The sequence below is a fragment of the Roseicella sp. DB1501 genome (assembly GCF_013112485.1).
In the GTDB taxonomy this organism is placed as follows: domain Bacteria; phylum Pseudomonadota; class Alphaproteobacteria; order Acetobacterales; family Acetobacteraceae; genus Paracraurococcus.
The window spans coordinates 177,459-191,287 of the sequence record NZ_JABFHG010000007.1 but is presented as its reverse complement, the minus strand read 5'-3'; the positions used below and the strand labels follow the sequence as shown (position 1 = coordinate 191,287).

At 71.3% G+C, this 13,829-nt stretch carries 11 protein-coding genes; 8 read left to right on the top strand and 3 right to left on the bottom strand.

Features of this window, described 5'->3' with window-relative positions:
* Positions 1-14 precede the first annotated feature (14 nt).
* From HJG45_RS15590 to HJG45_RS15580, 3 genes are read left to right on the top strand one after another with little or no spacing between them, the layout of a single operon-like run.
* On the top strand, positions 15-2,273 hold the full coding sequence (locus HJG45_RS15590; RefSeq protein WP_217362937.1) for an ATP-binding protein: 2,259 nt from the start codon (positions 15-17) through the stop codon (positions 2,271-2,273).
* A gap of 1 nt (position 2,274) precedes the next feature.
* A complete protein-coding gene (locus tag HJG45_RS15585) occupies positions 2,275-2,748 on the top strand; it encodes a response regulator (protein ID WP_171613021.1) in 474 nt (157 codons plus the stop codon).
* Positions 2,745-4,199 carry an HWE histidine kinase domain-containing protein gene (locus HJG45_RS15580; RefSeq protein ID WP_171613020.1) on the top strand — a complete coding sequence of 485 codons (1,455 nt, stop codon included), beginning with the start codon at positions 2,745-2,747 and terminating at the stop codon, positions 4,197-4,199. The genes HJG45_RS15585 and HJG45_RS15580 overlap by 4 nt, the downstream gene beginning before the upstream one ends.
* An 18-nt stretch (positions 4,200-4,217) precedes the next feature.
* On the opposite strand, the gene HJG45_RS15575 is transcribed toward HJG45_RS15580, so the two are convergent.
* The 3 genes from HJG45_RS15575 to HJG45_RS15565 are packed head-to-tail and all read right to left on the bottom strand — an operon-like array spanning position 4,218 to position 8,813.
* Entirely contained in the window at positions 4,218-4,442 is a 225-nt protein-coding gene (locus HJG45_RS15575) for a hypothetical protein (protein WP_171613019.1), read from the bottom strand.
* A gap of 58 nt (positions 4,443-4,500) precedes the next feature.
* Entirely contained in the window at positions 4,501-7,680 is a 3,180-nt protein-coding gene (locus HJG45_RS15570; RefSeq protein WP_368040608.1) for an efflux RND transporter permease subunit, read from the bottom strand.
* Complete coding sequence (locus HJG45_RS15565; protein ID WP_217362936.1) at positions 7,677-8,813, bottom strand: efflux RND transporter periplasmic adaptor subunit; 1,137 nt, start codon at positions 8,811-8,813, stop codon at positions 7,677-7,679. Before HJG45_RS15565 ends, HJG45_RS15570 begins: the two co-directional genes overlap by 4 nt.
* A gap of 300 nt (positions 8,814-9,113) precedes the next feature.
* Between HJG45_RS15565 and HJG45_RS15560 the strand changes: the two genes are divergently transcribed.
* The 5 genes from HJG45_RS15560 to HJG45_RS15540 all read left to right on the top strand — a co-directional run bounded on the left by HJG45_RS15560 (position 9,114) and on the right by HJG45_RS15540 (position 13,822).
* Positions 9,114-9,446, top strand: coding sequence for an SWIB/MDM2 domain-containing protein (locus HJG45_RS15560; RefSeq protein WP_171613017.1), 333 nt, complete (start codon positions 9,114-9,116; stop codon positions 9,444-9,446).
* A gap of 149 nt (positions 9,447-9,595) precedes the next feature.
* Complete coding sequence (locus HJG45_RS15555; RefSeq protein WP_171613183.1) at positions 9,596-10,528, top strand: CoA ester lyase; 933 nt, start codon at positions 9,596-9,598, stop codon at positions 10,526-10,528.
* On the top strand, positions 10,525-11,745 hold the full coding sequence (locus HJG45_RS15550) for a CaiB/BaiF CoA-transferase family protein (RefSeq protein ID WP_171613016.1): 1,221 nt from the start codon (positions 10,525-10,527) through the stop codon (positions 11,743-11,745). The genes HJG45_RS15555 and HJG45_RS15550 overlap by 4 nt, the downstream gene beginning before the upstream one ends.
* A 40-nt stretch (positions 11,746-11,785) precedes the next feature.
* Positions 11,786-12,595 (top strand): alpha/beta hydrolase, encoded by an 810-nt coding sequence (locus tag HJG45_RS15545; RefSeq protein WP_171613015.1) that lies wholly within the window; start codon positions 11,786-11,788, stop codon positions 12,593-12,595.
* A 45-nt stretch (positions 12,596-12,640) separates the two neighbouring features.
* On the top strand, positions 12,641-13,822 hold the full coding sequence (locus HJG45_RS15540; RefSeq protein WP_171613014.1) for an ABC transporter substrate-binding protein: 1,182 nt from the start codon (positions 12,641-12,643) through the stop codon (positions 13,820-13,822).
* The last annotated feature ends 7 nt before the right edge of the window (positions 13,823-13,829 follow it).

The following is a 13,829-nucleotide window of genomic DNA, read 5'->3' as shown; positions in this document are numbered from 1 at the left end:
CCATGACGTCGGGCATGGCGTCGCCGCCGGCCGATCCGACCATCGGCTGCGACCGCGAACCCAACCACATCCCCGGCAGCATCCAGCCGCATGGCCACCTCCTCGCCTTCGCGGGCGAGGCGTTGCGGCTGAGCCATGCCAGCGCCAGCGCCGCCGCCCTGCTGCGGCCCGGGCTGCCGGCCGCCTTCGGCCAGCCGATCGCCGAGCTTTTCGCGGGCGAGCCCTTCGCGGCGCTGCCGGATGCGCTGCGCCGCCTGCCGGAGACCGGGCAGATGCAGCTCGGCCGCCTCCCCGACCTGGCCGGCCCAGCGCTGCAGGCGATCGGGCATCGCGCGCCGGATGGCCATGTGATCCTGGAATTCGAGGCGGAGGCCGGAAGCCCGGGCCCGGAGGCTGGGGCAACGCTGGAGACCTTCTATCCCGGCCTGCGCGAGGCCTTCGCCCGACTCGGCCGCGTGGCGGGGATCGACGAGCTGGCCGGCCTGGCTGCCGCGACGGTCCGCCGCATCACCGGCTTCGATCGCGTCCTGGTCTATCGTTTCGAGCCGCATTGGGACGGCGTCGTGCTGGCCGAGGACGGCAACGGGCGCCTGCCCTCCTATCTCGGCCTGCGCTTTCCCGCCGCCGACATCCCCGCCCAGGCGCGCCGGCTCTATGAGATCAACCCGCAGCGCCTGATCGCCGATGCAGGCTACGTGCCGGTGCCGATCCTCGCCCCCAGCGACGCGCCGCCGCTCGACCTGACCTATGCCGGGCTGCGCAGCGTCTCGCCGGTGCATCTGGAATACATGCGCAACATGGGCACGCCGGCCTCGATGTCGGTCTCCGTGCTGCGCGGGGATGGCGGGCTCTGGGGGCTGATCTCCTGCCACCATGCCGAGCCCCGCCAGCTGTCTTTTGCGGCGCGGAATGCCTGCGACCTGGTCGGCCAGATCTTCGCCCTCCGCGTCACGGCCCGCGAGGAGATGGCGCATGCCGAGGCGCGGGCCCGGCTGCGGGATATCGAAGGGCGGCTGCTCGCGCGCATGGCGGCGGCCCAGGATTTTGCCGCGGGGCTGCTCGCCCATCCGGACGACCTGCTCGGGCTGACCGCGGCGACCGGCGCCGCGGTGGTGACCGAGCGGGGCTGCACCCGCATCGGCCGCACGCCGCCCGAGGACGCGCTGCGGCGCATCACCGACTGGATCGCGGCGCGCGGGCCGGAGGAGGTCTTTGCGACCGAGTCCCTCGGCGCTGTCCTGCCCGATGCGGCGGCCATGGCCGGAACCGCGAGCGGCGTGCTGGCGATTGCGGTGTCCCGGCTGCATCCGAGCTTCGTGGTCTGGTTCCGGCCCGAGGTGGTCAGCACCGTTCGGTGGGGCGGCGATCCGCGCAAGCCGGGCGAGCTCGAAGCCACGCCCGGGCGGCTGCATCCGCGCCGCTCCTTCGCCGCCTGGGCGGAGACGGTACGAGGACGCTCGGCGGCCTGGAGCGCGGCGGAGATCGAGGCCGCGGGGAATCTGCGCAATGCCATCGTTGGCGTCGTCCTGCGTGCCGCCGAGGAGCGCGCGGCGCTGGCCGGCCGGCTGGAGCAGGTGAACCGCGAACTGGCGGCCTTCTCCTACTCGGTCTCGCACGACCTGCGCGCGCCCTTCCGCCATATCGTCGGCTTCACGGAGCTGCTGCGCGAGCAGGAAGGCGACAGGCTCGGCGAGCGCGGCCGCCGTTACCTCGGCACCATCGGCCAGGCCGCGGAAACGGCCGGTCGGCTGGTGGATTCGCTGCTCGCCTTCTCGCAGATGGGCCGGTCCGCCCTGGTGCCGCTGGAATTCGAGGCCGGGGTGCTGGCCGGCGAGGTGATCCGCTCGCTCGAGCTGGAACAGGCCGGGCGACCGGTCGAATGGCGGATCGGCCCCTTGCCGGGTATCTGGACCGACCCCGCCATGCTGCGGCAGGTGTTCCAGAACCTGCTCTCGAACGCACTAAAATATACGCGGGGGAGGGATCCGGCCGTCATCGAGGTCGGTTGCAGATTAGAGAAGAACGAATACATCTTCAGTGTGCGCGACAATGGGGCCGGCATCGACATGGCCTATGCGCACAAGCTGTTCGGCGTGTTCCAGCGCCTCCATCGCCCGGAGGAGTTCGAGGGCGTCGGGATCGGCCTGGCCAATGTGCGGCGCATCGTCGAGCGCCATGGCGGCCGGAGCTGGGCCGAGGGTCGGCTCGGCGAGGGTGCAACATTCCACTTCACCTTGCCAGTGCGCGGCGCGCCCGTGAAGGAGACGATATGACATGGCGCAGCTGCGGCCGATCCTGCTCGTGGAGGACAGCCCGAACGATGTGGAGTTGACCCTGATCGCCCTGGAGCGGTCCAGGTTGGCAAATCCCGTGGTGGTCGCCCGCGACGGGGTGGAGGCGCTCGACATCCTGCAACGCCGCAGCAACGCCCCGGACGAGAGCGAGGCGCTGCTGCCGGCCGTGGTGCTGCTCGACATCAAGCTGCTGCGGGTCGACGGGCTGGAGGTGCTCGAGCAGATTCGCAACGATGCGCGGATCCGGCATGTCCCGGTGGTGATGCTCACCTCCTCGCGCGAGGAGCAGGATCTGGTGCGGAGCTACGGGCTCGGCGTCAACGCCTTCGTCGTGAAGCCCGTCGGCCACCGCGAATTCTTCGAGGCAGTCCGCGATATCGGCGCCTTCTGGGCAGTGTTGAACGAGCTTCCGCGCGAGGGGCGCGACGCACCGGAGGCCGAGCCGGGCGCGTGACGGGGCCGTCTGAATCCGAGGCATCCTCGGGGGATTCCCACGGGGCGCCCCTGGGGACGCCGCTGCGCCTCCTGCATCTCGAGGACAGTCCGATCGATGCGGCGCTGATCGCGGAGCATCTGGCGCGGTCGGGCCTGTCCTGCGATATCCACCTGGTGGCGTCGCGCGACGACTACGCCGCTGCGCTGGCGGCGGGCGGCTTCGACGCGATCATCGCAGACTATGTCGTGCCCGCCTTCGACGGGCTCGCGGCGCTCGACATGGCGCGTGACGGAGCGCCCGGCATTCCCTTCATCTTCGTCTCCGGCACCCTGGGCGAGGAGGCGGCCGTGGATGCGGTCCGGCGCGGCGCCACCGACTACGTGGTCAAGCAGCGGCTCGCGCGCCTGGCGATCGTGCTGCGGCGCGCCATGGCGGAGGCTCTGGCGGGCCAGCGCGCGGCGCAGGCATCGCTGCGCGAGAGCGAGGCCCGGTTGCGCCTCGCTCTCGATGCCGGGCGGCTCGGTGCCTGGGAGCTCGACCTGCGCAGCGACCGGCTGAATGCCTCGCCGACCTGCCGGGCGGATTTCGGCCAGCCGCCGGACACGCCGCTGACCGAGGCCGATCTGCGTGCCGCGGTCCATCCCGAGGACCGCGAGCGGATGCAGGCGACGATGGCGCGCGCGATCGCCCAGGGCGAGGATTGCGACGACGAATACCGGGTGGTGCGGCCCAGCGGCGAGGTCCGCTGGGTCCAGCTCCGCAGCCGCCCGAGCTATGCGCCCGACGGCACGGCGCTCGGCATGGCAGGCGTCTCGCTCGACGTCACCGAGCGCAAGCTGGCCGAGGAACGGTTGGTGCTGCTGATGCGGGAGGTGAACCACCGGGCGAAGAATGCACTCGCGGTGGTGCAGTCCGTGCTGCGGCTGACCCGGACGGCGGACCTGCCGGGCTATGTCCGGGCGGTCGAGGGGCGGGTGGCGGCGCTGGCGCGGGTGCAGACGCTGCTGGCCGAGGATGCCTGGACCGGGGCCGATCTGCGGGTCCTGCTGGAGGGCGAACTCGCCCCCTTTCTTGGCGATGGGCGCCGGGCCGTCATGGCGGGCCCGGCGGTCGTCCTGCCGGCCAGGGTCACCCAGCCCCTGACCATGGCGATGCACGAGCTGGCGACCAATGCCGTGAAGTACGGCGCCCTGTCCGAGGCGGCGGGGTGCGTGACGGTGACCTGGTCGGTCGAGAAGGCACAGGATGACACTGCCCAGCTTCGCCTTCGCTGGGCCGAGACGGGCGGCCCCGCCGTGCCGGGCAGACCGACGCGGCGCGGCTTTGGCGGCCGGGTTCTCGACGGCACGGTGCGCATGCAGCTCGGCGGCACGGTGTCCCTGACCTGGGCCCCATCCGGCCTCGTTTGCGATCTCGACCTGCCGCTCGCGGGCTGGGCCGGCGACGAGCCGGCCATGCGGCCGGTCTGAGCGGCCGGGCCGCGGGTATCAGCCCGAGGGAGGGTCGCCCTCCTCCGCGGCCATCTCCAGCAGCTCGCTCGTGCTAAGCAGCAGCAGCCGGCGGGTGTCGAGGATCTGCGGGGCCTGGTGTTGCAGGCTCTCCCAGCGGGCCTCGACCGCATCCAGCGCAGCATCCAGCGTGTCGAAGCGCTCCTCCTCCGGTGCCGGGCGTCCGGCGCGCCAGCGCAGATAGACAGGACCCTCCGCGGCCATCGCTCTCGCTCTCCCCCATGCGGATCGGCGGCTCATAGAGCAGATCCTGTGCGCCGACTCAATCCGCCTGGCCGAGCGCGGCCGCGGTGCCGTGCGGCCGGGCGCGCCGCTCGGTCAGCCGGTGCAGCGCGATGTAGACGACCGGCGTGGTGAAGAGCGTCAGCGCCTGGCTGACCAGCAACCCGCCGATCATGGCGCAACCGAGCGGCTGTCGCAGCTCCGCCCCGGTGCCGAGGCCGAGCGCGAGGGGAACCGCCCCGAGCACCGCCGCCATGGTCGTCATCATGATCGGGCGGAAGCGCTTCAGGCAGGCCTCGCGGATCGCCTGCACCGCTTCCGCCCCATCCCGCCGCTCCGCCTGGAGGGCAAAGTCGACGAGGATGATGCCGTTCTTCTTCACGATGCCGATGAGCAGGATGATCCCGATCAGCCCCATCACGTCGAGACCGAAGCCGAAGAGCCAGAGCGTGACGAGGGCGCCCAGCCCGGCCGAGGGCAGGGTCGAGAGGATGGTGAGCGGGTGGATGGTGCTCTCGTAGAGCATGCCGAGGATGATGTAGACCGCGACCACCGCCGCCGCGATCAGATAGGGCTGGTTCGCCAGCGCCGCGCCGAAGGCCTGGGCATTGCCCTGGAAGACGCCCTGCACCGAGGCGGGCGCGCCGAGCTCCGTCCGTAGCTGGTCGATCGCCACCGTCGCCTCGCCGAGGGAGGTGCCGGGCGCCAGGTTGAAGGAGAGCGTGACCGCCGGGAACTGGTTCAGGTGGCTGATCGAGAGATAGGCCGTGCCGGACGTGTCGACGGTGACGAAGGTCGAGAGCGGCACCCGGCTGCCGGTGGTCGGCGATTGCAGCCAGATCCGCTGTAGCGCCGCCTGCGGATCCGCCTGCAGGGCCGGATCGACCTCCATCACCACATGGTAGTAGGTGAGCTGGGTGAACCACTGGGCGATCACCCGCTGGCCGAAGGCATCGGCCAGGGTATCGTCGATCAGCCGCGGTTGGATGCCGAAGCGTGCCGCCTGCTCGCGGTTGATGACGAGCCGCGCGGTAAGGCCGCCGGGCTGCTGGTCGGTCGCCACGTCGGTCAGCTGCGGCAGGCCGCGCAATCGATCCAGCATCCGCCCGGCCCAAAGGTTCAGCTCGTCGAGATCAGCGTCGCGCAGCACGTACTGGTACTGCGTGCGGGAGCCGCGGGCCGAAAGGTTGATGTCCTGCGCCGCCTGCAGGTAGAGCGTGACGCCCGGCACCGCCTGCAGCTTCCGCCGTAGCCGGCCGATCACCTCGCTTGCGCTCGCATCGCGCTCGGCATGCGGCTTCAGGTCGATGAAGAAGCGGCCGGTATTCGAGGTCTGGGTGCCGCCGGTCGCGCCCGCGGTGGCAAGGACATTCGCCACGGCGGGATCCTCGCGGATCAACCGCATCAGCGCCTGCTGCTTCTCTGACATGGCGGCGAAGGAGGTGTCGGGCGAGGCTTCCGCCGTCCCGATGACGAAGCCGGTATCCTGCTGCGGGAAGAACCCTTTCGGGATGAAGACATAGAGCGCGACCGTCGCGGCGAGGGTGGCACCGAAGACCAGCAGCGTCAGCCGCTGGTGCCCGAGGACGCGGTCGAGCGTCGCAGCATAGACCCTCTCGACCGCCGCGAAGCCGCGTTCGAGCCCATGGTCGATCCGCCGCAGCAGGCCGAGGCCGGACCGCTCCGGTTCCGCCTCCCCCTTTGTCTCCCGCGGACGCAGCAGCCGCGCCGCGAGGGCCGGCACCAGCGTGAGCGACACCACCACCGAGAGCAGGATCGTGCCGGTGACAACGAGCGCGAACTCGCGGAACAGCCGGCCGATCACCGAGCCCATGAAGAGCAGCGGTATGAAGACCGCGATGAGCGAGATGCTGATGGCGAGGACGGTGAAGCCGATCTCGCCCGAGCCACGCAGCGCCGCCTCGGTCGGCGCCTCGCCCTCCTCGATGCGGCGATAGATGTTCTCCAGCACCACGATGCCGTCATCGACCACGAAGCCGACGGCGATCACCAGCGCCATCAGGGAGAGGTTGTCGAGGCTGAAGCCGGCGGCGTACATCCCCGCGACGGCGCCGATGACGGCGACCAGCACCACCAGCGCCGGGGGCACCGTGGCGCGCCAGTCGCGCAGGAAGACGAAGACGACGAGGATGACCAGGACGAAGGTGAGGGCGAGTGTGGCCTCGACATCCGCGACCGAGGCGCGGATCGTCGTCGTCCGGTCGCTCACCACCTGCACGTCGACCGCCGGCGGCACCGCGGCGCGCAGCGCCGGCAGCGCATCGCGGATGCGCCCGACCACCTCCACCACATTGGCGCCGGGCTGCTTGAACACCACCAGCGCGACGCCGCGGCGGCCATTCTGCCAGGCGCCGATCAGCCGGTTCTCCGGCGCGTCCACCGCCTCACCGATATCACCGAGCCGCACCGGCGCGCCAGTGCGGTAGGCAATGACCACGTCCTGCCATCGCTTCGCGCCGAGGACCTGGTCGTTGGCGAGCACCGCGAAGGCCTGGCGCGGCCCGTCGAAGCTGCCCTTGGGACGATCGACCGTCGCGTTGTTCACCACGGCCCGCACATCCTCGAGGTCGAGGCCGAGCGCCGCCACGCGATCGGGGTCCAGCCGGATGCGCATGGAGGGCTTCTGCTCGCCGGTGATGTTCACCTGGCCGACGCCCTGGATCTGCGAGAGCTGCTGGGCGATGCGGGTATCGGCGTAGTCGTCCACCTTGTCGATCGGGTAGACCTCCGACTGCACCGAAATGATGACGATGGGCGGGTCGGCGGGGTTCAGCTTGCGATAGAGCGGCGGCTGCGGCAGGTCGGTCGGCAACTGGCCGCCGGCCTGGTTGATGGCGGTCTGGATGTCCTGCGCCGCGGCATCGATGTTGCGCGAGAGGACGAATTGCACGGCGATGCTGGTATTGCCGAGCGCGCTGGTCGAGACGATCTGGCTGACGCCCGGAATCTGGGCGAACTGCCGCTCGAGCGGCGTGGCGACGGCGCTCGCCATGGTCTCCGGGCTGGCGCCGGGATAGGTCACCGTGACCTGGATGGTCGGGAACTCCACCTGCGGCAGCGGCGCGACCGGCAGCAGCGGGTAGCAGACCGCGCCAAGCAGCACGGCTGCGAGCATCAGCAGCGCGGTGGCGACCGGCCGCCGGATGAAGAGGCCGGAGATGCCAGCCGGGCCCGGTCCGGCTGCCGGCGCCTGCGTCACGTCCCCGGCCCCGCCGGCTGCGGCGCCGCCGACGCCACCCGGGCGCCGGGGCGCAGGCGGTAGAAGCCGTCGGTCACCACCTGCTCGCCGGCCGCGACGCCCGCTTCGATGACCGCCATGCCATCGGTGACGGGGCCGAGGCGGAGCTGGCGCAGCGCCACGGTTTGGTCGGGCTGCAGCACATAGGTGAAGGGGCCGTCGCGGCCGCGCTGCACCGCCGCCGCCGGCACCGTCACCGCGTCGCGCCGCGTCTCGAGCAGCAGCCGCGCTCCGACGAGCTGGCCGGGCCAGAGCGCGTCGTCGGGATTGGGAAAGGCGGCCTTCAACTGGATCGTGCCGCTGGCCGGGTCAATGCGGTTGTCGGCCAGCAACAGCCTCCCCTCCGCAAGCAACTGACCGTCCTGGGCGAGGGCCTGCACCGGCAGCCCGCCATCGGGCGGCTCGCTCGGCTCGTCAGGCGGCAGACCGGGCGCGGGGGAGGGGGCGGAGGGCGGGGCGGCCGGGCTGCCCGCCCCCGGTCGACGGCCCATTGCCTCGCGCTGGCGCCGCAGCACCGTGGTCAGGTCGTCCTGCGGCAGGGTGAGGAAGAGGGCGATCGGGTGAATCTGGGCGATGACGACGAGGCCGGTGGTGTCGCTGGCATGCACGATGTTGCCCGCATCGACCAGCCGCACGCCGAGCCGGCCGGAGATCGGCGCGGTGATGCGGGTGTGGTCGAGCTGGGTGCGGGCGCTGTCGATATTCGCCGCATCGGCCTGCACCGTGGCCTCGAACTGCGCGACCTGCGCGCGCTGGGTGTCGAGCTGCTGTTTCGAGGCGCCTTCGCTGCGCGACAGGGTCTGGTAGCGCTGCAGGTCGAGCCGGGCATTGGCGAGCTGCGCCTCGTCCCGTGCCTTCTGCGCCACGGCCTGATCCAGCGCCGCCTGGAAGGAGCGCGGATCGATCTGCGCCAGGAAGTCCCCCTGCCGCACGTCCTGGCCTTCGGTGAAAGCGATGCGCTGCAACTGGCCGTCCACCCGGCTGCGAACGGTGACGGTCTGGAAGGCCTGGACATTGCCGAGGCCATTCCGCCAAATCGGTACGTCGCGCCGCTCGGCCGCGGTGAGGGTGACGGTCACCGGCGCCTTGGCCACCGGGGCCTGGGCATCTGCCCCTCGTCCGCCGAGCAGGCGCCAGGCGCCGAAGCCGACGGCGATCAGGCTAAGGATAAGAAGGGCGCCAGCGCGGGCGCGTCCGCTCTGCATTGTCGAGGAAGGTCCCGTGTGGGGAACGCCGATGCCGCTGGCGGGTTGGCGCCCCTGGCCCATCCTTTCGCATTTATCACGCGACTGTCGCATCGGCCCCGAAAGTGAACCGAAGCCGTACCGGCAGCGTTCGTGACAACATGGGCGGGTAGACCGCTCCCGCATCAATCGAGCACGCTGGAGGACAGGATGGCGGGCAGCCAGCCAACAGCCCCGAAGAAGAAGGCGAGCGCGAAGACCGCCGCCAAACCCGATACGGAGAAGAAGACGGCGCGCAAGACGCCGAGCGCGTTGCAACAGCCGCTCACCCCCTCGCCAGAACTGGCGGCGGTGGTTGGGGAGGGGCCGCTGCCGCGCGCCGAGGTCGTCAGCAAGGTCTGGACCTATATCAAGACCCACAACTTGCAGAACCCGGACGACCGGCGCGAGATCATGGCTGATGACGTGCTGCGCAAGGTGTTCGGCAAGGACAAGGTGACGATGTTCGAAATGAACAAGCACATTGCCCAGCACCTGAAATAGCTCTCCGGCGCGCCCTGACGGGGCGCGCGCTTGCCCAGTTTCGTTAACCGGGCTTCCCTTTTCCGGCACGTCCCAGGCGGACGGGAGGGAGGCATCGGCATGATGGATCGGGTCCGGCAGAACCGGCCGGGGCGGCGAGCGTGACCGCCATGGGCCGGCACCAGCGCAGCGAACTCTCGGTCCCGGCCAGCACCGAGCGTTTCTTCGCCCGGGCCGCGGCGAGTGGGGCTGATGCCGTGGTGCTCGACCTCGAAGATGGCGTCGCGGCGGACCAGAAGGATGTCGCGCGCAGTCAGGCCATCGCCGCCATCAACCGATTGAACTGGGGCGACCGCATCCTCTCGGTGCGGGTAAACGGCATTGGTACGCCCTGGTGCCACCGCGATATCGTGGAGGTGGCGACCGCCTGCCCGCGGCTTGACCGCATCGTGCTGCCGAAGGCCGAGGATGCCTTCGACATCCGCTTCCTCGCCGCGCTGCTGGACGGCATCGAACAGGCCCGCGGCCCGGGCCGGCGCATCGGCATCGCCGCGCTGGTGGAGACGCCGCGCGGCATCGGCCAGGCCGAGGCCATCGCCGCGGCGCATCCGCGGCTCGAGACGATGATCTTCGGCCTCGGCGACTACATGGCGGCGATGCGGACGCCGGATGCGACGGTCGGGCGGCCGAACCCGGACTATGCGATGCCCGGCGCGACGCCGGAGGCGCCGCCGGTGGTGCTCGACCAATGGCATTATGCCCTGGCCCGGATCGCCAATGCCTGCCGCGCCGAGGGGTTGCTGCCCATCGATGCGGTCTATGCCGATTACCGCGACGCCGCGGGGCTGCGCGCCGCCGCGCTCAGGGGCCGGGCGCTCGGCTATGCCGGGAAATGGGCGATCCATCCGGACCAGCTCGCGGTGATCAACGAGGTCTTCGCGCCCGATGCCGCGCGCGTCGCCTGGGCGCGGCAGGTTCTGGCGCTGCTGGCGCGGGCGGAGGCGGCGGGCGCCGGGGCGACGGGGGAGGGGGGCGTGATGCTCGATGCGGTGCATGCGCGCATGGCGCGCGAGATCCTGCAGCAAGCGGGAGAGGCGGCATGAGCGCCGGGGAGACGGCGGCGCTGCCGCAACCGCTCGCCGGCGTCACGGTGCTCGACATCGCCACCTTCCTCGCCGCGCCCTTCGCCGGCACGGTGCTGGCCGATTTCGGCGCCACGGTCATCAAGATCGAGCACCCGCGACTCGGCGACCCGATGCGCGCCTTCGGCACCCCGACCGAATGCGGCGACACCCTCGTCTGGCTGAGCGAGGCCCGCAACAAGCAGTGCATGACGCTCGACCTGCGGCATCCGGAAGGCGCGGCGCTGTTCCGCCGGCTGGTCGCGCAGGTCGATGTGGTGCTGGAGAATTTCCGCCCCGGCACGCTGGAAAAGTGGGACCTCTCGCCGGACAGCCTGCGCGCGATCAACCCACGCCTCGTCGTGCTGCGGGTCAGCGCCTATGGCCAGACCGGGCCAAAGCGCGGCCTGCCCGGCTTCGCCCGCGTGGCGCATGGCTTCGGCGGGCTGAGCTACCTGGCCGGCGAGCCGGACGGCAAGCCGGTGGTGCCCGGCTCGACCTCGCTCGCCGACTACCTCTCCGGCCTCTGGGGGGCGCTCGGCGTCATGCTGGCGCTGCGCGTCGCCGAGCGCAGCGGCCGGGGCCAGGATGTCGATATCGGCCTTTACGAATCCGTCTTCCGCCTGCTCGACGAGACCGCGCCCGCCTATGCCCGGCACGGCGTGGTGCGGGAGCGCATGGGGGCGGATGTGCCGACCGTGGTGCCGCACGGCCATTGGCAGACCGCGGATGGCCGCTGGGTCGCCATCGCCTGCACCAGCGATAAGATCTTCGCGCGGCTGGCCGAGGCCATGGGCAAGCCGGAGCTCGCCGGGCCGGACCGCTTCGCCACCACGGCGCAGCGCATCGCCGCCCGCGGCGAGGTCAACGGCCTGGTCGCCGACTGGGCGGCGGGGCTGGGCATGGAGGCGCTCGGTGCCATCTGCGATGCGGCCGGCGTGCCCTGGGGGCCGATCAACAGCATCGCCGACATCTTCGCCGATCCGCATGTCGCCGCCCGCGGCAACCTGCTGCGCCTGGTCGATCCGCGGGTGGGCGAGCTGGTGCTGCCCGCGCCGGTGCCGCGCCTGACCGAGACGCCGGCCGCGCTGCGCCATGCCGGCCGCGCCCGCGGCGCCGATACCGAGGCGGTGCTGCGGGAGCGGCTCGGCCTCGCCGCCGAGGCGATCGCTGCCCTGCGCCGGGACGGCGCGATCTGAACCGCTTGCCGGCGCGGCGCCCCGGCGCTGCAATGGCGGCATGGACGCACAGGCCGAATACGACAACCGGGCGCGGGTGCCGGAACACCCGGCGATCATCGCGGGCTGGCAGCGCGACGCGGCCGCCTTCCGCGCGGCATGGCGGGAGGCCGAACTCGGCCTGCCCTATGGTCCCGGGGAGCGGGAGCGGCTCGACCTGTTCCGCCCCGGACCCGGCGAGGACTGGCCCACCGCCCTCTTCATCCATGGCGGCTACTGGCAGGCACTGGACCGCAGCTTCTTCTCGCATCTGGCGCGCGGGTTGCTGGCGCGGGGCGTGGCCGTCGCCATTCCCTCCTATGATCTCTGCCCGCAGGTGACGCTGGAGGCGATCATCGGGCAGATGCGCGCGGCGGCGCTGCTGCTGCACCGCCGCACCGGGCGCCGGCTGCTGGCGAGCGGCCATTCCGCCGGTGGCCATCTGACCGCGATGCTGATGGCCACCGACTGGCGCGCCCAGGATGCGCGGCTGCCGGCCGATCTTGTGCCGGCGGGCCTGCCGATCTCGGGCGTCTTCGAGCTCGAGCCGCTATTGCCGACGACGATCGCCGCCGCCCTGCACCTGACGCCGGAGATGGCGCGCGCCTTCTCGCCGCGCTACCTGCCCCCGCCCGGCGGTACCTTGCATGCCGTGGTCGGCAGCGCCGAGAGCGACGAGTTCCGCCGTCAGGCGCGCGACTTCGCCGCCGCCTGGGGCGGGACCTCGGAGGAATTGCCGGCGCGCGATCATTTCACTGTCATCGCCCCGCTCGCCGAGTCGGACAGCTCGCTCGCGCGTCGCGCCGCCGCCATGGCCCTTGCGGTCCGGTGACGATTGAAGCCTAAACTAATCGCCACGTGGACGGAGGGGATGGGCATGGCGATCGGCAGGCGCGCAGTGCTGGGCGTTGCGGCGGCGGGACCCCTGGCGCTGCCGGCGATCCGCGCCCGGGCCCAGGGTGCGAGCGTGAAGATCGGCCTCGTCGCGGTGCAGACCGGGCCGCAGGCGGCGCTCGGCACGCAGCTTCGGGACGGCTTCCTGCAGGGGCTGAAGCATACAGGCGGCAAGCTCGGCGGCCTGCCGGCCGAGGTGGTGATGATCGACGACGAGCTGCGGCCGGAAGTCGCCGTCACCAAGGTGCGGGCGGCGCTGGAGCGCGACAAGGTCGATATCGTCGCCGGCGTCGTCTTCTCGAACATCCTGGCCGCCATCATGCGGCCGGTGACCGAGACAAACACCTTCCTCATCTCGACCAACGCCGGGCCCTCCACCTTCGCCGGGCGCGGCTGCAACCCGTATTTCTTCACCACCTCCTACAACAACGACCAGGTCCATTCCGTCATGGGCCAGGCGGCGACCGACAGCAAATACGGCCGCGTCTTCGTCATGACGCCGAATTACCAGGCCGGGCGCGACGCCGCGGCCGGCTTCAAGAGCCGCTTCAAGGGCGAAGTGGCGGACGAGGTCTATGTCCCGCTCAACCAGCTCGATTTCTCCGCCGAGCTGGCGAAGATCGCGGCAAGCAAGCCGGATGCCATCTTCACCTTCATGCCGGGCGGGCTCGGCGTGAACCTGGTGCGGCAATACCGCCAGGCCGGCCTCGCCAGCATTCCCTTCCTCTCGACCTTCACGGTGGACGAGGCGACGCTGCCGGCGCAGGGCGATGCGGCGGTCGGCTTCTATTCCGCGGCGCCCTGGGCGCCGAACATGGAGAATGCCGCCAACCGGCGCTTCGTCGCGGATTTCGAGGCCGCCCATGGCTATGTGCCCGGCAGCTACGCGGCGCAGAGCTACGACGCCGCCATGCTGCTCGACAGCGCCATCCGCAAGACCGGCGGCAAGCTCGCCGACAAGGACGCGCTGCGCGCGGCGATCCGCGCCGCCGAGTTCCAGTCGGTGCGCGGCAATTTCCGCTTCGGCGCCAACCACTATCCGGTGCAGGATTTCTGGCTCTGCCAGGTGGCGAAGCGGCCGGACGGCAAGTTCCAGACCGAGACGGTGCGCAAGGTGCTGGAGAACGACACCGATCCCTGGGCGGTCGAGTGCCGCATGCGCTGACGGCCAC